The 20,580-nt window shown below is 65.9% G+C and carries 18 protein-coding genes and 1 pseudogene; 5 read left to right on the top strand and 14 right to left on the bottom strand.

Annotated elements, in window-relative coordinates:
- Window positions 1-3: 3 nt before the first annotated feature.
- The 4 genes from ACVINW_RS21175 to ACVINW_RS21160 all read right to left on the bottom strand — a co-directional run bounded on the left by ACVINW_RS21175 (window position 4) and on the right by ACVINW_RS21160 (window position 3,564).
- The gene (locus tag ACVINW_RS21175; protein ID WP_456753071.1) at window positions 4-204 is read right to left on the bottom strand and encodes a hypothetical protein; all 201 of its coding nucleotides are present in this window, start codon (window positions 202-204) and stop codon (window positions 4-6) included.
- The gene (locus ACVINW_RS21170) at window positions 201-1,163 is read right to left on the bottom strand and encodes a carbohydrate ABC transporter permease (RefSeq protein WP_456753070.1); all 963 of its coding nucleotides are present in this window, start codon (window positions 1,161-1,163) and stop codon (window positions 201-203) included. The genes ACVINW_RS21175 and ACVINW_RS21170 overlap by 4 nt, the downstream gene beginning before the upstream one ends.
- Window positions 1,160-2,134, bottom strand: coding sequence for a carbohydrate ABC transporter permease (locus ACVINW_RS21165; RefSeq protein WP_456753069.1), 975 nt, complete (start codon window positions 2,132-2,134; stop codon window positions 1,160-1,162). The genes ACVINW_RS21170 and ACVINW_RS21165 overlap by 4 nt, the downstream gene beginning before the upstream one ends.
- A 68-nt stretch (window positions 2,135-2,202) precedes the next feature.
- Window positions 2,203-3,564: an ABC transporter substrate-binding protein gene (locus ACVINW_RS21160; RefSeq protein ID WP_456753068.1), complete on the bottom strand. Its 1,362-nt coding sequence runs from the start codon at window positions 3,562-3,564 to the stop codon at window positions 2,203-2,205.
- A gap of 84 nt (window positions 3,565-3,648) precedes the next feature.
- On the opposite strand from ACVINW_RS21160, the gene ACVINW_RS21155 reads away from it, so the two are divergent.
- Window positions 3,649-3,972, top strand: a complete 324-nt coding sequence (locus ACVINW_RS21155) for a hypothetical protein (protein WP_456753067.1) — start codon at window positions 3,649-3,651, stop codon at window positions 3,970-3,972.
- Between the two features lie 58 nt (window positions 3,973-4,030).
- Here the strand turns inward: ACVINW_RS21155 and ACVINW_RS21150 are convergent, their stop codons facing one another.
- The 10 genes and pseudogenes from ACVINW_RS21150 to ACVINW_RS21105 form a co-directional block, all read right to left on the bottom strand.
- A complete protein-coding gene (locus tag ACVINW_RS21150) occupies window positions 4,031-5,539 on the bottom strand; it encodes a glycerol-3-phosphate dehydrogenase (RefSeq protein WP_456753066.1) in 1,509 nt (502 codons plus the stop codon).
- Window positions 5,536-6,283, bottom strand: a pseudogene (locus tag ACVINW_RS21145) (class II aldolase/adducin family protein). Before ACVINW_RS21145 ends, ACVINW_RS21150 begins: the two are co-directional and overlap by 4 nt.
- 35 nt (window positions 6,284-6,318) lie before the next feature.
- Window positions 6,319-7,359: a 2-hydroxyacid dehydrogenase gene (locus tag ACVINW_RS21140; RefSeq protein WP_456753065.1), complete on the bottom strand. Its 1,041-nt coding sequence runs from the start codon at window positions 7,357-7,359 to the stop codon at window positions 6,319-6,321.
- Window positions 7,352-8,932, bottom strand: coding sequence for an FGGY family carbohydrate kinase (locus tag ACVINW_RS21135; RefSeq protein WP_456753064.1), 1,581 nt, complete (start codon window positions 8,930-8,932; stop codon window positions 7,352-7,354). The genes ACVINW_RS21140 and ACVINW_RS21135 overlap by 8 nt, the downstream gene beginning before the upstream one ends.
- Before the next feature lie 2 nt (window positions 8,933-8,934).
- On the bottom strand, window positions 8,935-10,050 hold the full coding sequence (locus tag ACVINW_RS21130) for an ABC transporter ATP-binding protein (RefSeq protein ID WP_456753063.1): 1,116 nt from the start codon (window positions 10,048-10,050) through the stop codon (window positions 8,935-8,937).
- 12 nt (window positions 10,051-10,062) lie between these two features.
- Window positions 10,063-11,160, bottom strand: a complete 1,098-nt coding sequence (locus ACVINW_RS21125; RefSeq protein ID WP_456753062.1) for an ABC transporter ATP-binding protein — start codon at window positions 11,158-11,160, stop codon at window positions 10,063-10,065.
- A gap of 4 nt (window positions 11,161-11,164) precedes the next feature.
- Window positions 11,165-12,022 (bottom strand): carbohydrate ABC transporter permease, encoded by an 858-nt coding sequence (locus ACVINW_RS21120; RefSeq protein WP_456753061.1) that lies wholly within the window; start codon window positions 12,020-12,022, stop codon window positions 11,165-11,167.
- A 14-nt stretch (window positions 12,023-12,036) separates the two neighbouring features.
- On the bottom strand, window positions 12,037-12,966 hold the full coding sequence (locus tag ACVINW_RS21115) for a carbohydrate ABC transporter permease (RefSeq protein WP_456756460.1): 930 nt from the start codon (window positions 12,964-12,966) through the stop codon (window positions 12,037-12,039).
- 117 nt (window positions 12,967-13,083) lie between these two features.
- Window positions 13,084-14,523, bottom strand: a complete 1,440-nt coding sequence (locus ACVINW_RS21110; RefSeq protein WP_456753060.1) for an extracellular solute-binding protein — start codon at window positions 14,521-14,523, stop codon at window positions 13,084-13,086.
- A 28-nt stretch (window positions 14,524-14,551) separates the two neighbouring features.
- A complete protein-coding gene (locus ACVINW_RS21105) occupies window positions 14,552-15,568 on the bottom strand; it encodes a sugar-binding transcriptional regulator (RefSeq protein WP_456753059.1) in 1,017 nt (338 codons plus the stop codon).
- A 136-nt stretch (window positions 15,569-15,704) separates the two neighbouring features.
- On the opposite strand from ACVINW_RS21105, the gene ACVINW_RS21100 reads away from it, so the two are divergent.
- From ACVINW_RS21100 to ACVINW_RS21085, 4 genes are all read left to right on the top strand, one after another.
- A complete protein-coding gene (locus ACVINW_RS21100; RefSeq protein WP_456753058.1) occupies window positions 15,705-16,985 on the top strand; it encodes an FGGY-family carbohydrate kinase in 1,281 nt (426 codons plus the stop codon).
- On the top strand, window positions 16,982-17,851 hold the full coding sequence (locus tag ACVINW_RS21095) for a TIGR01459 family HAD-type hydrolase (RefSeq protein WP_456753057.1): 870 nt from the start codon (window positions 16,982-16,984) through the stop codon (window positions 17,849-17,851). Before ACVINW_RS21100 ends, ACVINW_RS21095 begins: the two co-directional genes overlap by 4 nt.
- A gap of 9 nt (window positions 17,852-17,860) precedes the next feature.
- Complete coding sequence (locus ACVINW_RS21090) at window positions 17,861-18,889, top strand: class II aldolase/adducin family protein (RefSeq protein ID WP_456753056.1); 1,029 nt, start codon at window positions 17,861-17,863, stop codon at window positions 18,887-18,889.
- A gap of 225 nt (window positions 18,890-19,114) precedes the next feature.
- Window positions 19,115-20,572: an SLC13 family permease gene (locus ACVINW_RS21085; RefSeq protein ID WP_456753055.1), complete on the top strand. Its 1,458-nt coding sequence runs from the start codon at window positions 19,115-19,117 to the stop codon at window positions 20,570-20,572.
- Window positions 20,573-20,580 lie beyond the last annotated feature (8 nt).

The raw sequence follows: 20,580 nt of genomic DNA, 5'->3' as shown, positions 1-20,580 counted from the left end.
GGCCTATTCCGGAAAATGGCTGACGATGACGAAGCCGACCGTGCCAGTCAGGATCGTCACGAAGGAGTAGCTGTAGAGATCGATCGACCACGGCTGCACCAGCATGAAGATGCCGCCTCCGATTAGGGTCATTGCGACGGCCTCCCACGGCCCGCGACGGAACCAGCGCGCTACATAACCTTTGGCAACCACAGAGCCGCTCATTTGCGCACCGCTCCGAAGGTGATGCCGCGCAGCAGATGCCTGCGCAACAGCACGGTGAACATGACGATCGGGACGACGAACAGCGTGGTCGCGGCCGCAACCGCCGGCCAGTCCTGCCCGCCTTCGCCGATGATGAACGGGATGAAGGGCGGCATAGTCTGCGCCTCGCCGCTCGTCAGCAGCACCGCGAACGCATATTCGTTCCACGAGAAGATCAGGCAGAAGATCGCGGTCGCCGCAATGCCGGTAACGGCCTGCGGCAACACCACCTTGCGCAGCGCCTGCAGCCGCGTATAGCCGTCGACCAGCGCTGCCTCCTCGTACTCGCGCGGAATCTCGTCGATGAACCCCTTGAGCAGCCAGACCGCGAGCGAGACGTTCACCGCGGTGTAGAGCAGGATCATGCCGAGCCGCGTGTCGGTCAAATTGAGCTGCCGGTACATCAGATAGATCGGGATCGCCACCGCGACCGGCGGCATCATGCGCGTCGAAAGGATGAAGAACAGCAGATCGTCCGCCAAGGGTATGCGGAAGCGCGAGAATGCGTAGGCCGCGAGCGTGCCGAGGAAGACCGCAAGGAAGGTCGAGCCGAAGCCGATGATCAGCGAGTTGACGAAGCGCGGCACGACTTTCGACGGCCCGGCGATCACCATGTCGCGCTGCCGCACCAGCTTGTCGTACCAGGTCTGTGGCGGCGGCAGCTTGGCAATGAAGTCTGGCGTCTGGCGGGTGCGCACGGTGAACAGGTTGACATAGCCTTCGAGGGTCGGCTCGAAGATCACCTTGGGCGGATAGGCGATGGCATCGCTCTGCGACTTGAAAGCGGTGGCGACGATCCACAGCAGCGGCAGGATCGTGATCACCGCATACAGGATGACGAGACCGCCGGCGAACGCCTTGGCGCACGGCGAGGCCTCGACGATGGAATGCGCGGTGGATCTGGCGGCGGCAGCGGTCATCGTTGCTTCACCTTGTTGAGCGTCTTGACGTAGATGTTGGCGGCACCGAACACGGTCACGAACAGGATGATGGCGAGCGCCGAGGAATAGCCGGTGCGCCACTTCTCGAACGCCGCGCGCTTCAACGAGATCGACACCAGCTCGGTGGTCGAGCCCGGCCCGCCCGAGGTCAGCAGGTTGACCATGTCGAACATCTTGAAATTCTCGATGGCACGGAACAGTACCGCGAGCATCAGGAACGGCACCGTCATCGGCAGCGTGATCGACCAGAACTGCCGCCATGCCGAGGCACGATCGACTTCCGCCGCCTCATAGATGTAATCGGGGATCGAGCGCAGCCCGGCGAGACAGATCAGCATGACGTAGGGCGCCCACATCCAGGTATCGACCAGCACGATGGTCCACGGTGCAAGCGACACCTGCCCGGTCATGCTGAACGAGCTTGGCGGCACGCCGGTAAACAGGCTGATCAGGTAGTTGAACGGACCGATCTGCGGCTGCAGCAGCAACGTCCAGAAATTGCCGACCACCGCCGGCGACAGCATCATCGGCAGCAGGATGATCGTGGTCCAGAAACTGTGGCCGCGAAACTGGCGGTTGATCAACAGCGCCAGGCCGAAGCCCACGACCACCTGCAACGCCACCGACGAGATCACGAACTGCGCCGTGGTCTGCAGCCGGAACCAGACGTCCTCGTCGTTGAGGATGTCGCTGAAATTGTCGAGACCAACGAACCGCAGCGGCAGATAGGACATGCTGAGGTTGAGGTTGGTGAAGGACAGCCGGATCATCCAGATCAGCGGAAAGATATTGATCGCAAGCAGCAGCGCGATCGTCGGCGCGACGAACAGCCAGGCGATGGTCCGATCCGACAGACCGTGGCCGCCCCGGGCGATGCGGGATGTAACAGGCTTGCTCACGCCTGGGATCGTAGCATGATCGGGTTGCAGGATCGTCGTCATCGTGTCCATCAGCTGGCTGGATCGGCTTCCCCGAGATCTAGTCGGGGAAGCCAGTTCAGGTGGAGTGTCGGCGCCTTCTATTGCGAGGAGGCGACTTCCTTGCCCTGCTCCTTGAACACCTTGGTCCAGTCCTTGACCAGGAGATCGAGCGCTTGCTGTGACGTGCCCTTGTCGGCGACGACGTAGTCATGCACCCGCTTCTGCATGTCGAGCAGCAACTGCGCGTAGGACGGCTCGGCCCAGAAGTCCTTGACGATGCCCATCGACTCCAGGAATTGCGGCGCGAACGCCGCGCTCTTCGGGAAGTCGGGCGCATCGACCACCGCCTTGAGAGCGGAGTAACCGCCGATCTGCCACCATTTCTGCTGCACGGCGGGCTGCGCGAACCACTTGATGTAGGTCAGCGCATCGTCCTTGTGGTCGGAGGTTGCCACCACCGAGATGCCCTGCCCGCCGAGCTGGGTGAAGTGCCCCTTCGGACCGGCCGGATTGACGAAGAAGCCGATCTTGTCGCCGCCGACATTCGGATCCTTGTAGAGGCCGGGGAAGAAGGCGAACCAGTTCATCTGCATCGCGACCTGGCCGGACTTGAAGGCATCAAGGCCTTCCTGCATGTAGGCGTTGGTCATGCCGGGCGCCGTGCAGCACTTGTAGAGCTCCTTGTAGAACTCGAGCCCCTTGGCCGCGTCGGCGGAGTTGACGATGCCCTGCATCTGATACGGCTTCTTCGGATTGTCGTAGGCAAAGCCGTAATTGTAGAGCACATTGGTCACGCCCATCGTGATGCCTTCCGAGCCGCGCTCGGTGAAGATGTAGGCGCCGTAGACCTTCTTGCCGTCGATTTCGCGGCCCTGGAAGAACTCGGCGATCTGCTTGAGCTCGTCATAGGTCTTCGGCGGCGCCAGGTCGCGGCCGTACTTGGCCTTGAACGCGGATTGGATCTCGGGCCGCGAGAACCAGTCCTTGCGGTAGGTCCAGCCCACCGCGTCGGCCATCGCCGGCAGCGCCCAGTAGTTCGGCGTGTTCTTCGGCCACTGCGAGTAGCCGACGACCGTCGCCGGGACGAAGTCGTCCATCGAGATCTTCTCCTTGTCGAAGAAGTCGTTGAGCTTGACGTACCACTTGTTCTCGGCGGCGCCGCCGATCCACTGGCTGTCGCCGATGATCAAATCGCAGAGCTTGCCGTGGGAGTTGAGCTCGTTGAGGAAGCGATCGGCATAGCTCGTCCAGGGCACGAACTCGTACTTCATCTCGATGCCGGATTGCTTGGTGAAGTCCTTGCCCAGCTCGACCAGCGCGTTCGCCGGATCCCATGCCGCCCAGCACAGCGTGAGCTGCTTGCCTTGTGCTGCGGCTTCGCCGCCGCCGAAACCGGCGAGTGCCGCGGCCGCAACAACCGCGGACGCCGCCGTACTGCGTAACCATCCCAGTGTTCGCATATCCATTCCTCCCTATCGTTGAAGCACCTAACCCGCTCGACGCATCCCTGCCGGATCGACGCCGAGGATTTCGAAACCGAGTTGATGAGCGATGCTGGAGGCGAGACAGAGCGTTTCCGGACGTTGGGGTCCGGATCGGCTGGGCTCCTCCCACACATCTGCTCGATGCGCGATGTTTATCGTTTTTGTAATACTAAACGTATTACTAAATTCACGAAGTCGTCAAGCCGGTTTTGCAAGCCCGGCGAAAAGTCGGTCGACACGCGCACAGAAGACGAGCCGATTGCGGTGCAGCAAAGGCCTTTTGGCTCTTTCAAATCCACGCTCACGACGCGCGGCGCATTCGGGCAACCACTGGCGAACAGCGAGGCGCTGTTCGCCATTCTGTTTAATAAATTATTTTACTGAACGTTCAGCGCGCCGTGGTGCATGGCGACGCGTCACGGCATGCGAGGTTTGCGATCGCCTAGAGATAGCTTGCGAATGCGAGCCGCTGCGCCGGTGTCAGATGCAAGCCGTGCTTGGTGCGCCGATCCAGGAAGTCGGCAGGACGTTCCGCCCATTCGTTCTCGCGCAGATACACCGCTTCGCGTTCATAGAAGTCGCCGCCGAAATGACGGCCGAGATCGGTCGCACTGCGGGCCGAACCCAATAGCTCGCGCGCACGCGTGCCATAGAGCCGGGCATAATGACGGACGAGCGTTCGCGGCAGATCGGCATAGGCGCGCGCCAATCCCTTCTCGAAATCAGCGAAGCTGCCGCCGATGTCGCCGCCCGGCAGCGGCCGAATTGCGGTCCAGGCAGGTGACAGCTTCGGGAACCACGGTACGAGGCGCTGCATCGCCTGCTCCGCCAGCCGGCGATAGGTCGTGATCTTGCCGCCGAAGATCGAGAGCAGCGGCGGCGCCCCTTCGGCGCCGTCAACCTCGAACACATAGTCGCGCGTCACGGCCGACGGATTGTCGGCATTGTCGTCGTAGAGCGGCCGAACGCCCGAGAAGGCGTGCACGATCTCGCTCGCCTGCGGCGGCGTCCGGAAATAGCGGCGCAGTACCTGCAACAGATAATCGGTCTCGTCCGCGCCGATCGCGACATCCTCGGCGCGGCCCTGATAGGAAATGTCTGTCGTGCCGACCAGCGCAAGATTATCTTCATAGGGATTGACGAAGATCACCCGGCGATCGGTATTCTGCAGCAGATAGGCCTGCGGCCCGTCCCAGAATTTCGGCACCACGATGTGGCTGCCCTTGACCAGCCGCACGCTCTGCGCCGAGTTCAGCCCGGCCACGCCCTGGATGACATCCTGAACCCACGGCCCGGCGGCGTTGACCAGCGCGCGCGCCCGCACGATCTGCGCGGTGCCGTCGCCGCCCTGCATCTCGAGCCGCCAGGTTTCGCCGTCGCGGCGCGCGCGCACCGCCCGCGTCCGCGGCAGGATGCGGGCGCCGTTCCGCGCCGCATCGATCAGGTTGAGGATCACCAGCCTGCTATCGTCGACCCAGCAGTCCGAATATTCGAAGCCTCGCCGGAATTCCGGATGCAGCGGCGCACCCTCGGGGGACCGCGCCAGATCCAGGCTGCGGCTCGCCGGCAGCTGCTTGCGGCCACCAAGATGGTCGTAGAGCAGCAGCCCGGTGCGGACCAGCCAGGCCGGCCGCTGCTCCGGCGAATGAGGCAGCACGAATCGCATCGGCCAGATTATGTGCGGCGCGGACGCCAGCAGCACCTCACGTTCGATCAGCGCCTCGCGCACCAGGCGGAACTCGTAATATTCGAGATAGCGCAAGCCGCCATGGATCAGCTTGCCGGAACGCGACGAGGTGCCTTCGGCGAAATCGTCCTTCTCGCAGAGCAGCACCTTCAACCCGCGGCCGGCGGCATCGCGGGCAATGCCGGCACCATTGATGCCGCCACCGATGACAGCGACATCGACCAGCCCGTGATCCGTGCCTGCGACCGGCGCAGTGCCCGTCATCGCTTGCTGCTACGCCGTTTCTCGGCGCGGCGCGGCGCCGCCTTGGCCGTCGCGCGAGCCTTGGTTGTCGCGCGAGCCTTGGCGGGCTTCGGCGCCTGCAAGCCGTAGGTCGAGAACCCCTTCGCGGGTCTCGGCGATCTCCTCGTCGGTCAGGATGACGCGCGAGTCCAGCGCGAGCGAGAGGTAATACTGCTTCGCGATGGTCTCGAGCTCGACCGCGAGCCACATCGCCTTGTCGAGATTGGCGCCGAGCGCGATCATGCCGTGGTTGGCGAGCAGGCAACCGTTGCGGCCTTCGAGCGCGGCGATCGCGTGATCGGACAATTCCTTGGTGCCGTAGCGCGCATAGCCGGCGCAGCGGATCTCGGTGCCGCCGAACGCCGCCATCATGTAGTGGCAGGCCGGGATCGGCTTGCGCGCGATCGCCAGCACGGTCGCATAGGTCGAGTGGGTGTGGACGATGGCGCCGACATCGGGCCGGGCGCGCGTGATGTCGAGATGGAAGCGCCATTCGGTGGACGGCTGCAGCGGCCCTTCCCAGGCGCCGTATTCGCCCTCGAGCGGCATCGAGGCGATCATCTCCGGCTTCATCGAATCGTAGGGCGTCGCCGACGGCGTGATCAGCATCCGGTCCTTGTAGCGCGCGGAGATGTTGCCCGATGTCCCCTGGTTCAGACCCGACGCGTTCATCCATCGGCACTTGGCAATGATCGCCTCGCGCAATTGTCGTTCCTCACGGGTCATACGGACTGCCTTTCTCTTCAGCACGGCTTGCCTCTTCAGCACGGATTGCGCGGCGGTTCGCCGGCCAGGTAGCGGCGAACCTCCTCGGCCGCCTGCTCGGCGGCCACGGTGACGGTGCGCACGGAGGCGCCGGCGATGTGTGGCGTCAGCGTGACGTTGGGAAGCCGCAACAACGGCCAGTCCGCCGGCACCGGCTCGACGGCGAAGGTGTCGAGCATGGCGCCGCCGAGATGCCCCGATGCCAGCGCATCGTACAGCGCCTCGTAATCGACCAGCGGACCGCGCGCGGTGTTGATCAGGAACGCACCTTGCTTGATCCGCGCCAGCGCGTCGCGTCCGATGAAATGGGTGGTCTCGGGCGTCACCCGCGCATGCAGCGTGACGACGTCGGCGCGGCCGAGCAGTTCGCCGAGCGCGACATGCTCGACGCCGTCATTGCGGTCCTGGGCGCTGAGCTGGACATAGGGATCGGCGACCAGGATCTTGCAGCCGAACGCCTTCAGCAGCTTGACCACACGGCTGCCGATTGCGCCGTAGCCGACAATGCCGACCGTCATCTCGCCGAGCTCGCGCCCGGTGCGGTCGGCGCGATAGAGATCGCCGCGCCATTCGCCGCCGCGCAGCGCCTCATGGCCGCTTCGGATCAAACGGGTCTCGGCGAGAATGGCGCCGATGGTGAACTCCGCCACGGCGCTCGCATTGCGGCCGGGCGTATTGACCACCAGCACATTGTGGTCGCGCGCCGCCTGCATGTCGATATTGACCGGGCCGCCCCGCGACACCGCGATGAATTTCAGCATCGGCAGCCGCTCCAGCATCGATCGCGAGATCGGCGCCAGATGGGTGACGAGCAGTTCGGCGTCGCCGATGAAGTCGATGATCTCGTCCGGCTGCCCCATGAATTCCTTTAGGCCGTCGAGCTTCGAGCCGGCATAGCCGTGCTCCATCGGCTCGTCCGGCCAGGGCTGCTCCAGCGAGCGGATATCGACGCCGTTGCCGCAGGCTGTGCGGATATGCTCGGCGAACACCGAGGGCAGCATGAAGCGGTCGCCGACGATGGCGATGGATTTAGACATGGTCGCCTCCGGCGCGCAGTGCGGCGAGTTGTTTCCAGACCGGTCGCGATGCCAGCCGGGCATCGAGATAGGTCGGGAAGATGCTGGCATAGCGCTTCGCCAGCGCGGCGTCGGGCGATTGTGGCGCACTCAGATGCGGCGCAACCCACCGCTCGGCGCAGGCGCGCATGTCGGGATAGGCGTCGGTCGCGACCGCAGCGATCATTGCAGCGCCCGCGGCACCGGCCTCGGCGCGGCTGCAGATGCGGACGTCGCAATCGAGCGCAGCCCCGAGAATGGCGCCGAGCGCACGGCTCTTCGCCGCGCCGCCGGTGATCCTGAGATCGCGCGGCAGCGACCCCATCGCGGCGTAGCAATCCCGTGCGGCGAAGGCCAGGCCCTCCATCACGCCGCGCATCAGATCGCCATAGCGGTGGCGCGTGCGCAGGCCGAAAAACTGCGCGCTGGCCTCGTGCGCGACGAACGGGCCGCGCTCGCCGGCATCGGAGATGAACGGATGGAACAGCACCTCGCCGGGCCTGGCCCGCAGCACCTGATCGTCGAGCCGGCGGATCAATTCGGCGCGCGTGCGCGTCACGCCTTCCGCCGCCAGCATGTCGCAGGCGAGGTCGAGCATCCAGTCGATGTTCAGCGTCGCCGCCATGTTGGACTGCATCTGGGCATAGTGACCCGGCACCGGGAACGGCATGGTGTAGCCGGTGGCCTCGCGGTTCAGCGTCACCGCGTCTGCGCTAGGCACCAGCCGCATATGCATGCCGGTCGAGCCGATGATGGTGCAGCCGACATCGGGTGACGGATCGTACAGCCCGGCCCCGAGCGCATTGCAGATCACGTCGACATAGCCGAGGCAGACCGGCACGCCTTCCGGCAGGCCGATCTCCATGGCCGCTGCGGCTGAGAGCGGATGCGTCGTCACCGCGCCGTCCACGACCGGCGGGAAGAGATGCGTCAGCTCGGCGATGCCGATCAACCGCGCGGTCTCGGCATCGAAGCCGCGCTTGCGGAATTCACCGCAGGAGAAGGTCGCCTCCGACGGATCGGTGGCGCGCTCACCGGTCAGCAGGAAGTACAGCCAGTCCTTGCAATGGAACGCCGTTGTCGCCCTTGCGATCGTCTCCGGCATATACGCCTGCAGCCAGGCCAGTTGCGGGCCCTGCTGGCAGGCATTGAGTCCGGAGCCGGTGCGGCGGTAGAGCGGCGCGTTGCGCTCGCTGGCGCGAATCTCCTCGACCAGCCGGCCGGCGCGCGAGTCGAGCCACAGCAGCGCCGGTGCAACCGGCCGGCCGTCGTCATCGATCAGCCAGGTGCCGTCGCCCTGCCCGGTCACCGCAATCGCCGCGATCCGTGCTGGCAAGTCGGGCACAGCGTTCGCAAGTGCGCGAATCACTGCGACCGTATCGCTCCAGGTCCGCGCCATGTCCTGCTCAACATGGCCGCCGGGCGCGCTGCTATACGCATTCGGCCGCGAGACATCGGCAAGCTGCTCGCCGGCCAGCGTGAACGCCACCGCCTTGATCAGCGAGGTGCCGGCATCGATGCCGATGACGACGTCGCGGCGTGCGGAAGCGGCCATGGTCAGGACACCTCCGCATGTCGGATGCAGGTTTCGTCGCTGCCGAAGATGTGCAGGTGACGCGGCTCCAGCGCGAACGGAATCAAGTCGCCCGGCCGCGCGGCGACGCGGCCCGGCGTGACCGCGATCAGCACGCGACCGCCGCAATCGCCGGCGACATGCGACTGATCGCCGAGCCACTGGTTGGAGACGACCTTGACCCTGACGTCGCCGGTCCCGACTGCGATCTTCTGCGGACGAATGCCGATCCGCACCCGCGGCGTGCCGGCGAGCGCCTGCGCCGCCTCGCTATCCAGCCCCGCACCGCCGATATCGAAGTGCATGTCGGCGCCAACCGACAGGCGGAAGCCGCCATCGGATCGCGCCACGCCAGCGTCGAGCAGGTTCATCGGCGGCTCACCGATGAAGCTCGCGACGAACAGGTTGGCGGGCCGGCCCTTCAGCTCCTTCTCGCTGGCGAACTGCTGCAGCACGCCACCTTCCATCACCGCGATGCGGTCCGCCAGCGCGCTGGCTTCGGTCTGGTCATGGGTCACGAAGATCGCGGTCATGCCACGCTCGGCGAGCAGGCTCTTGATCCGGCCGCGCAGCACCGCGCGCAATTGCGGCTCGAGCTGCCCCATCGGCTCGTCGAGCAGATAGAGATCGGCGTCGCGCACCAGCGCCCGCGCCAGCGACACGCGCTGCTGCTGGCCGCCGGAGATCGCGCGCGGATAGCTGTCGAGGATGTCCTCGATCTCGACCAGACGAGCGATCTCGTCGACTCGACGCGTGACCTCACTGCGCGACAGCTGGGCCGACTTCAGCGCGAAGGCGATGTTCTCGCGGACCGTCAGCGGCGGATAGAGCGAATAGCCCTCGAACGCCATCGCGACCCTGCGGCGCGCCGGCGGAAGCTCGTGGATCCGCCGGCCGCCCAGCGCGATCGATCCGGCCGAGACGTCCTCGAACCCCGCGATCATCCGCAAGGTCGAGGTCTTGCCGCAGCCCGACGATCCCAACAGCGCGACGATCTCGCCCTTCTCGACCGCCATGTCGAGCGCGCGCACCGCATGCACCGGCGGCTTGCCGTGGCTCTGGTAGACCTTGTCGATGCCTCGAAGCTCGAGCATGTCCATGACCATCCGCTCCTATGCCGCCTTGAGCCGGTGCGTCTGCCCGATCCTCAGCCCGGTCGCGCGATCGAACAGCATCGCAGCCTCAGGCGCGAAGCGGACGAACACGTGATCGTCGGCCGCGCCTTGCGGGGCATCCGGCGGCAGCGCCGCCAGCCATTCCGTTCCGTCGGCGAGACGGAGCAGCAGCACCGCCTTCTCGTGCATTGGCGTGATCGCGAGGATACGCGCCGGGATGGCGTCGTCGCCGGACGCGGACGACACCGAAAGATCCTCCGGCCGGACGCCAAGCCAGCATGCGCCGGGCGACGCCAAACCATCGGCGGCCCCGAGCCGCATCCTGGCGCCGGCGACGTCCGCCGACAGCATGCCGTGCTGCGCGACCGGCGAGACCTCGGCGAGGTTGATGGTCGGATCACCGAACAGCCGCGCGATCGCGACCGACGCCGGCTGGGCGTAGATATCGGCCGGCGTCGCGACCTGGACGAGCCGGCCGTCGATCAGCACTGCGATGCGATCGGCGATCGCCATCGCCTCGCGATAGTCCTGGGTGACGTAGAGCACGGCGGCCGTGCCGCGCCGCAGCAGGTTCGGCAGCTCGAGCCGCATCTCGTAGCGGAGCTTGGCGTCGACGTTGCGCAGGGGATCATCCAGCAGCAGCACGTCCGGATTGCCGATCAACGCGCGGGCCAGCGCCGTTCGCTGCTTCTGCCCGTTCGACAGTTCGCGCGGCGCATGGCCCAGCACGTGCTCGATCTTGAGCAGCTTGCTGATCGCGGCGACGCGGCCCGCAACCTCGCTGCCGCCGCCACGCAGGCCGCTTGCGATATTGTCGCGGGCGGTCATGTGCGGAAACAACGCAAAATTCTGGAACGCCATTCCGATGCCGCGCCGCTCCGGCGGCGCACCGACGACCGAGCGACCGCCGACCAGGATGTCGCCGTCGTCAGGCTCGAACATGCCCGCGATCATCCGCAGCAGCACGGTCTTGCCGCTGCCGGAGGGGCCGAACACCGCGACGATCTCGCCGGGGTCGACCGCCAGCGACAATTCGTTGGCCGGCCGTGTCGCACCGAATGCCTTGCTCACCGAATTGATTTCGAGACGCGCCATCGGATCAGCCTTTCACCGCGCCGAGCGAGAGCCCCTCGACCAGGTAGCGCTGCGCATAGAGCGCCAGCAACAGGGTCGGCGTCACCGACAGCACGATCGCCGCCGCGATCTGGCCGTACTGGATTCCCGACGCGGTGACGAACGCGAGCGCGCCGACCGTCACCGGCTGCTTGTCGGCGGAGGCCAGGATCAGCGCGAAGACGAAATTGTTCCAGCAGAAGATGAATGACAGCAAGCCTGCCGCGGCGATCCCGGGTCCTGCCAGCGGCACCGCGATCCGGGTGAACGCCTCGCGCCAGGAATGCCCGGCCAGCCGGTAGGCATGCTCGATATCGGGGCTGATGTCCTCGAAATAGCCGCGCACGATCCACAGGATCAGCGGCAGCGCGATCAGCTGATAGACCCAGACGATGCCGAAGTAGGTGTCGTTGAGGCCGAGCTCCTGGTAGTACAGCGACAGCGGCAGCAGCACGAGCAGCGGCGGCGCGAAGCGGAACGACAGCAGCGTGAAGGCGATGGTCTCGCCGAGGCGGAATTTGAAGCGTGCAAAGGCATAGGCCGCCGGCACGCCAAGCAGCAGCGCCAGCAGCACCGCCGCGCTCGACAGCACGACGCTGTTGAACAGATTGCGCATGAAGGAGATCTGCAGATTGCCGGCCGCGGTGCGCAGCTGGCCGGAGATCAGCGCCTCGTAGTTCGCAAGCGTCGGCTCGAACAGGATTCGCGGCGGAATCCTCAAGATCTGATCGTTGTTCTGGAACGACATCATGAAGATCCAGACGATCGGGAACATGAAGAAGATCAGGATCAGCGTGAGCGCCACGCCGCGGAAGATGCGACCGGCAAGGCTGGAATGTTCCATCGCGCCCCTCCCCGTCACGCGTGGCCGTGCGCACGCTCGCGCAACCGCAGCCAGTTCTTGATGAAGATGTTCGACAGGATGTTGGTGATCAGCCAGAGGATCATCAACAGCGCCGCCGACCTGCCGACATTGGTGTACTGGAAGAATTCCAGATAGGCCTGGACCTGGAACACCATCAGCCGGTCGCCCGGCCCGCCCTGCGTCATGGCATAGATGATGTCGAACTGCTGGATCGAATCGAGCAGCCGGAACAGCGACGCCGTGATGATGTAGGGCGCCAGCATCGGCAGCGTGATGCGGAAGAACACGAAGCTCGCCGGCACGCCGTCGAGGGCCGCGGCCTCGAACGGCTGCCGCGGCAGCGAGCGCAGGCCCGCCAGCAGCAGGATCATGATGAAGGGCGTATAGACCCAGACGTCGACCAGCACGACCGTGAACAGCGCGCTCGACGGATCGGACGCCCATTTGAAATCGGTGACGCCGAACAGGCTGACCATGTAGGACAGGATGCCGAAGCCCGGATTGGTCATCAGCTTCCACATCAGCGCGGCGATCGCCGGCGCCGTCATCAGCGGCAGCAGCAGCATGATCGACACCGCATTGTGGAAGCGGGTCGGCCGGCGCAGCAGCAGCGCGATGCCGAGGCCGAGCAGCAGCTCGAGCACGACCGTCAGCACGGTGTAGGTGATCGAGATCTGGAACGTATTCCAGAACGCCGGATCGGACAGGAAGTCGATGTAGTTTCCGGCGCCGATGAAACCGCGCAGATAAGGCAGGTTCAGCCGGTAGCGTTGCAGCGAATAGACCGCCGCGGTCACGAACGGAACCAGGATCGCCACGCAGACGAGCAGCGCCGGCAGGCTCAGCAGATAGGGCAACAGGCGCACGCGCGGCTTCGGTTTGGCCGGCGCTGCCTGCGCGTTCGTCGGGAGGGTTTGGACCATGCTCATGATGATAAGAGATCGCGTTCCGCTGGCAAACGCCGCCGGCTCGGATGGGACAAGGGTCCGAGCCGGCGGATGGACGCGGTGCGGGGGATCATGCACCGCGGGTTTGATCGGTCAGCCGAGACCGGCCTGCTTGAGCTGGCGGTTGATGCTGTCGGCGAGCTTGTCGAGCCCCTCGTCGACGCTGACCTCCTTCGCCACCATCTTCTGCAATGAGGCGGCCCATTCCGTCGTCAAGTCGAAGAATAGCGGCTGCGCGGTGAAGTAGATCTTGGCGCCGGGCGACGACATATCGTGCTGCTCGAGATAGCCCGGATAGGATTTCGCGATGCGGTCGCGGAACTCGCTGTCTTTCCACACCGACGCGCGCACCGGATTGACGAAGTCCATCTTGCGCGCGCCGAACAGGTCGTGCTCGACGGACGCCGCCCACTGCATGAACAGCCATGCCGCGTCCTTCTGCTTGGAGAAGGTCGACATCGCGAGCGACCAGATCCAGACATTCGGGGTCGGGGCCTTGGCGGCCGGATTGGCGGCAAACGGCGCATAGCCGAGATGCCCCTTCTCCTTGTTGTCGCCGCCGTTCATGAAGTAGCCGAGGATGTCGGCATCGAAGATCATGCCTGAGGCGCCGGCGCCGACGTCGGTGCCGACCTGGTACCAGGTGTAGGTCGACCAGTTCTTCGGGCCCGAGGTCTGGATCATCTTGACCCATTTGTCGTGGAATTCCTTCGAGGCCTTGGTGTTCATCGCGGCCTTGAGCTTGCCGCCCTCCATCACGAAGTCCTTCTGGCCGAAATTCGAATAGGCCGACAGGAAACCGGGATGGATGGTCGCCCAGGAACGCGAGCCGCGCACGCCGACGCCGTAGGGGCCGCCGGCGTCCTTGGTGATCTTGGCCGCGACCTCCAGCATCTCGTCGAGGTTCTTCGGCGGCTTGACGCCGACCTTGTCGAAGATGTTGCGGTTGTAGGTGATGTTGTTGAGCTCATAGCCCCACGGGATGCACCACTGCTTGGCCTTGCCCGAGCCGAGCTCGGAGCCGGCGACGCCGTCCCACGCCGTGGAAGCGCGCAGGCCCGGCAGCACATCGTCCCAGGCGAAGGCCGGGTTGGTCTTGGCCGGATCCTTGATGTAGGTGTTGAGGTCCTCGATCCAGCCCGCCGGACCATAGGTCCAGGTCATGTAGGCGCCGGTCATGAAGGCATCGTACTGGTCCGACTTCGACGACAGCGCCGCCGTCACCTTGTCGAAATAGACGTCCTCCGGGAAGATGTCGTAGGTGACGTTCATGCCGGTGAGCGACTTGAACGCCTCGATGTCGCCGATCATCGCGTCGACGTAAGGATGCTTGTTGAGCAGCAGTTTGACGGTCTTGCCGCTCTGCGTCTTCCAGTTGAAGTCCGCAGCCATCGCCTTCGACATCGATGAGGCGAAAGCGGCGTTTGCGGCGATGCCCGCGATGCCGAGCTTGGCCGCGCCGTCGAGGAGATCGCGGCGGCTGATGCGTTTGGCAGCGTAGGAGTCGAACAGATTCTTCTCGCGATCGAACATGTATTTCCTCTCCTTGTTGACGCTTGTTTTATGTGTCCTTCCGGGTCTTGCTTCTTGTCTTGCCGGATGTGGTCTCCGGCTTGTCTGTTGCGAGCGCCTTTGCGGTCGCCTCGTCGATGATGAGGCCGTGCAGAACGCCGCTGCGCAGCACCCCGCGCAACGCGGTCACCTTGGCCGGCCCGCCGGCGATGGCGACGATGCGGTGCTTCCTGAGATCGGCCATGCTCATCGAGGTGGCGCGCGCCGACAGGTCGGTGTCGAGCACCGCGCCGTCGGCGCTGAAGAAATGCCCGAGCAGGTCGGCACAGGCGCCGACGCGCTTCAGCTCGGCGACCTCGTCCGGCTTGATCATGCCACTCGACACCAGAAAGCCGTCGCGGCTGACCTGGCCGATGCCGACGAACAATAGCGAGGCCTGGCGCGCCAGCGCGAACACTTCGGCGATGCCGAATTGCTGCATCAGCACGGCGCGATCGGCGACCGAATTGGCGAACACCGGCACCGGCAACAGATAGGCTTCCGCGCCGGTGCGCTCGGCGAGGCGATGAATCACGTCGAACGGATTGGCGGCAAACTTCCGCGTCAGTCCGCCGAGCAGCGACACGAACTGCGCATCGCGCGCCGGCGTCTGCGGCATCTGCTCGACCACGGCGGCGAGCGTGCGGCCGTGGCCGACGCCGATCACCTTGTCGTCGCCGCGCTCGAGGATCTGGCGCAGGAAGCTTGCGCCTTCCAGCGCCAGCGCCTTCAGCGGCAGATCGCTCTCGCCGAGATCGGGCGCGACGCGGCAGAACGCAAGCCCGAAACGCTGCGTGAGATCATTCTCCAGCGCGACGCATTCGGCGACCGGTCCCTCGACGAACACCCGGATCATGCCCTCGCGGCTGGCGCGGGCGATCAGGCGGTGCGCCTTGGTGCTCTGGATGTTGAGGCGGTCGGCGACCTCCGATTGGGTCAACCCCGCCGCGAAATACAGCCAGGCCGCTCGCGTCGCGAGCGACGCCTCGCCGTCGATCACCGGCAGCCTGTCGGGCGGAGGAGCCATGTCCGGAAAAGTCCGCTTGCAAATTTCTTCACGTCCTGCAAAAAATTGCAGAGGCCGAACGGGGCGTCAATCCCCCAAACGTGCTGCAGCGCAACCAATGTCGACGCGCGCCGGCACCAGAGAGCGGTGAAGTCGGATGGGAGGTTTGTATCTCGGCATCGATGTCGGAACCGGCGGCGTGCGCGCCTGCGCGATCGATCCGCAGGCCGGCATCCGCGGCTTCGCATCGGTCGCGATGCCCGCACCGCGCGTCGACGGCAACGCCATCGACCAGAACCCGGAGCTGTGGTGGCAGGCCGCGGAGGCCGCAATCCGCAAGCTCGGCGAGACAGTCGGTCTCGACGACGTCACGCGCATCGTCGTCGACGGCACATCGGGCACGTTGCTGCTGGTCGATGCAGCCGGCCGCCCTTGCTCGCCGGGGCTGATGTACAACGACGCGCGCGCCACGCATGAGGCCGCGCGCGTCGCAGCGGTCGCGCCGCGCGAGAGCGGCGCGCATGGCGCGAGCAGCGCGCTCGCCAAGCTGCTCTATCTCCAGAATGACGGCTATGTCGGCGATGCGCGCCACGCGGTGCACCAGGCGGACTGGATCGCCGGCCGGCTTGCCAACCATCATGGCGTCAGCGACGAGAACAACGCACTGAAGCTCGGCTACGATCCGGTCGCGCGCGCCTGGCCGTCGTGGCTCGACCAGCTCGGCGTGCGTGACGATCTGCTTCCCGAGGTGCTGGAGCCGGGAACGCCGTTTTCCGAGCTGGATCCGCAGATCGCGCGTGCGCTCGGGCTGCCCGCCACGGCTCACGTCGCGGCCGGCACCACCGATGGCGTAGCAGCGTTCATCGCGACCGGTGCCGACCAGCCGGGCGATGCCGTCACCTCGCTCGGCACCACGCTGGTGGTGAAGCAGCTTGCGACCCAGCCGATCTTCGCGGCGGACCAAGGCGTCTATTCCCATCGGCTCGGCGAGCGCTGGCTCGCCGGCGGCGCATCGAACTCCGGCGGCGCCGCGCTGCTGATGCATTTCAGCGCAGATGAGATGGAGCGGCTGACGCCGCAGGTGATACCGGACCAGCCGACCGGGCTCGACTACTATCCGCTGCCCAAACCCGGCGAGCGCTTCCCGATCGCCGATCCGGCGTTGGCCGCGCGGATCACGCCGCGGCCTCCGGAAGATTGCCGTTTCTTCCAGGGCCTGCTCGAAGGCATCGCCGCCGTGGAAGCCCTCGCCTACCGGCAGTTGGCGCGGCTCGGCGCACCGGATCTGCGCCGCGTCATCGGGATCGGCGGCGGCGCGAGGAACGATGCGTGGACCAAGATCAGGCACCGCGTTCTCGGTGTCCCGGTCTCGGTCGCCGAGCAGACCGAAGCAAGCTACGGCGCCGCGCTGCTCGCACTGAACGGAGGTCCGCCATGAAGGCCGATGCGACTGCGATCGCCGGCCTTCACGCCATCGCCGACCGCTTCGATCACGTGCTGCTCGACCAGTGGGGCACCCTGCATGAAGGACTGGCGGTGTTCCCCGCGGCACTGGACTGCGTGGCCAGGCTGCGCGAGGCCGGCAAGCATATCCTGATCCTGTCCAATTCCGGCAAGCGCGCCGGCAGCAACCAACGGCGCCTCGCAGCACTCGGCCTGCCGCCCGAGGCCTATGACGGCGTGCTGTCTTCGGGCGAAGTCACCTGGCGCGGCTTGCATGCGCGCGAGCAGGCGCCCTTTGCCGAGCTCGGCCGCACCTGCTTCCTGATCTCGCGCGATGGTGACCGCTCGATCGTCGACGGCACCGGCCTCACGGTCGCTTCGACCGTCTACGAGGCAGACTTCATCCTGCTCGGCGGGCTCGACGATGATGCGGCGGAGCCCGAGCGTTGGCGCGCGCGATTGACCGCGGCCGCCGCGCGGCACCTGCCGATGCTGTGCGCCAATCCCGACCTCGTGATGTTCGGCGCCGCCGGACTGATTCCAGCGCCGGGCGCGCTCGCCGCGTTCTATCAATCGCTCGGCGGCGCCGTGCTGTTCGTCGGCAAGCCGCATCCACCGATGTTTGCCGCCGCACGCGATCAATTGGGACATCCCCCGCCGGAACGGATCCTCGTCATCGGCGACTCGCTCGACCACGATATCGCCGGCGGACGCACCGCCGGCATGCTGACCCTGCTGATCGGCTCCGGCGCGCACCGCGCATCGCTTGCGCAGACGAGCGATCTGCCGAACGCGATCAAGAGCGTCGCCGGCACAGCGGCGCGCACGCCGCACTGGACGATGGACCATCTGACCTGGTGAGAACAGCCGATGCAACCGCCTGAAACACTCAACGAACTCCGCCGCATGTCGGCGCGCGTCGGCAGGAACATCGAGCTGGTGCAAGGCGCCGGCGGCAACTCGTCGATCAAGGATGGCGACGTGCTGTGGGTGAAGGCCTCGGGCACCTGGCTGGCCGATGCCGAGGACAAGGAGATCTTCGTGCCGGTCGCGCTGTCGGCCGCGCGCGCGGCGCTGACGCAAGGCGACGAGCGCGTGCCGCTCGCGCCTGACGCCGGCACCACGCTGCGCGCCTCGATCGAGACCTCGCTGCATGCGCTGATGCCGCACCGGATCGTGCTGCATGTCCACTCCGTCAACACCATCGCATGGGCGGTGCGGACCGACGCCCGCGATGAATTCGCCCGGCGACTGGATGGGTTGGCATGGCGCTACCTCGACTATCATCACCCGGGGCTGCCGCTCGCCCGCGCCGTCGGCGAGGCCATCGCGCAGGATGCGGTCGACGTCCTGATCCTCGGCAATCACGGCCTGGTGGTCGGCGTAGACACCTGCGACGCTGCGGAGGGTTTGGTCGCCGAGATCGAGCAGCGCCTCGCGCTGGAGCAGCGTCACGCACCGGCAGCCAATCATGACGCGCTTCGAAGCATCTACGCAGGCACGAACTATCGCCTGCCGCGCGATCCTCGCAGCCACGACATTGCCACCGACCGCTACAGCCGCGCGATCGCGACCAGCGGCTCGCTCTATCCCGATCACGTCGTTTTCCTTGGCCCGGGCCTGCCGGTGCTGGAGCAGCACGAGAGCCTGAACGCCATGATCGCGCGGACCGCCGCGAACGGACTACCGCCGCCGGTTGCGCTTCTCGTCCCCGATATCGGCAGCCTGATCCGCGCGGATGCAAGCGACGGCGCGGAAGCCATGCTGAGCTGTCTTGCACTGGTCACGTGTCGGGTGCCCCTGACTGCGCGAGTCCATTACCTGACGGCAGAGAATGAGCATGCGCTGCTGAACTGGGACGCCGAGCGCTATCGCCGGCAACTGACCGCGGATCGCTGATCCGCCAGCCAATAAGTCCTGCGTCAGGCCGAAGCCGCTGAGACCAGGCGCCCGATCGCGACGGCCGCGGTCGCGGCCGGCTGAGCACATTCCCGCCGGTTATCGTCTCCTGAAAACTTGCGATTGGACGCTGGTTCGACCCGCGCGCTAATCCCACCACGAAGCACAAATCAAAAGCCGCGCTGGCAGCGATCCATCGCCGAAAGCTTCGTCAGGGAGAAAACATTGTCAGCTCACGCGCACGCGGAGACCAGCGACGACGCGCCCCGTTCGCTGGAGGCCACGCTGAAGGCGATCGGTGTGCCCCTCGCCCTCGTCGTCGCCGCCGCCATCTGGTTCAGCCCGACTCCGGAGACGCTGTCCTTGCAGGGCCACAAGGCACTGGCGCTGTTCGGCGGCATTTTCGTGCTCTATTTGACCGAAGCGATACCCTTGGCGATCGCCAACCTGATGGTCGTGCCGCTTGCGGTGCTGACCGGAACGGCGCCGCTGCGAACCGCGCTCGACGGCTTTGCCGCCTCGCCGGTGTATCTGATCGTCGGCGCCTTCATCCTCGCGACCGCCATGGTGAGGACCCGGCTTGCCGAGCGCATCACCTACATCATCCTGGCGAAGTTCGGCAGCGCGCCGACGCGGATCACCCTCGGGGTGACGCTGGTCAATATCGCGCTTGCCTTTCTCGTGCCGTCGTCGACGGCGCGTACCGCAATCCTGCTGCCGGAATGCCTCAGCATCCTGACGATCTTCGGCGCAGCCGCCCGCTCGCCATTCGCGATCAACCTGCTGCTGACGCTGACGATGACCAACGCGACGATCGGCGCCGGCGTGTTGACGGCGACGGTGCCGAACCCGGTCACGGTCGAGTTCGTCGCCAAGATGAGCGGCCACACAATCACCTATGCCGAATGGCTGCTCTACGGATTCCCTCCGGCGCTGCTGATGACCATGTTCACCTGGTGGGTGATCCAGCGGGTGTTTCCGCCGGAGTTCACCGCCGGCCATGAGCAGGCCGATACACGGATCTCGCAGAACCTCGCTGCGATGGGACGGATGTCGTCCGCCGAGTGGCGCGCTCTGACGGTGTTCGTGCTGGTGACGTGCCTGTGGGCGACGCAGGGGCTGACCGGGCTCGACACCACGGTGGTCTGCCTGATGGGCGCCTGCCTGCTGTTCCTGCCGCGCTTCGGCGTCATGGACTGGAACGACGCCAACAAGGGCGTCTCCTGGCAGGTGCTGCTGATCGCCGGCGGCGGCGTGTCGCTCGGCGATATCCTGCTCAAGACCGGCGCCGCCAACTGGCTGGCCAATTCGATCTTCCACGCGCTTGGCCTCGCCGGTGCATCGGCGCTGGTCGTCATCGTGGTCGTGATGTTCATCGTGCAGTTCATGCACATCATGTTCGTCGGCACGACCGCCATGGCGACCGCGCTGTTGCCGATCATCCTGGCGATGGCAGGCACCGCGGGCGTCAACCCCGTCGCACTGGCGCTGCCGGCCGGCATGATCATCGGCGGTTACCCGCTGCTGATGTTCTACAACACGCTGCCGAACATCCTCGTCTACGGCACCGGCCGGCTGCGCGTCGAGGATTTCCCGCGCGTCGGCGTGATCGTCTGCGTCGTCGCCTGTCTGCTTTATGCCCTGTGCGCCGCGACCTGGTGGCACTGGCTTGGACTTGTCTGATCCCTCAA

This window comes from Bradyrhizobium sp. USDA 4461, assembly GCF_054055655.1.
This window is presented reverse-complemented; position numbering and strand designations above follow the sequence as displayed.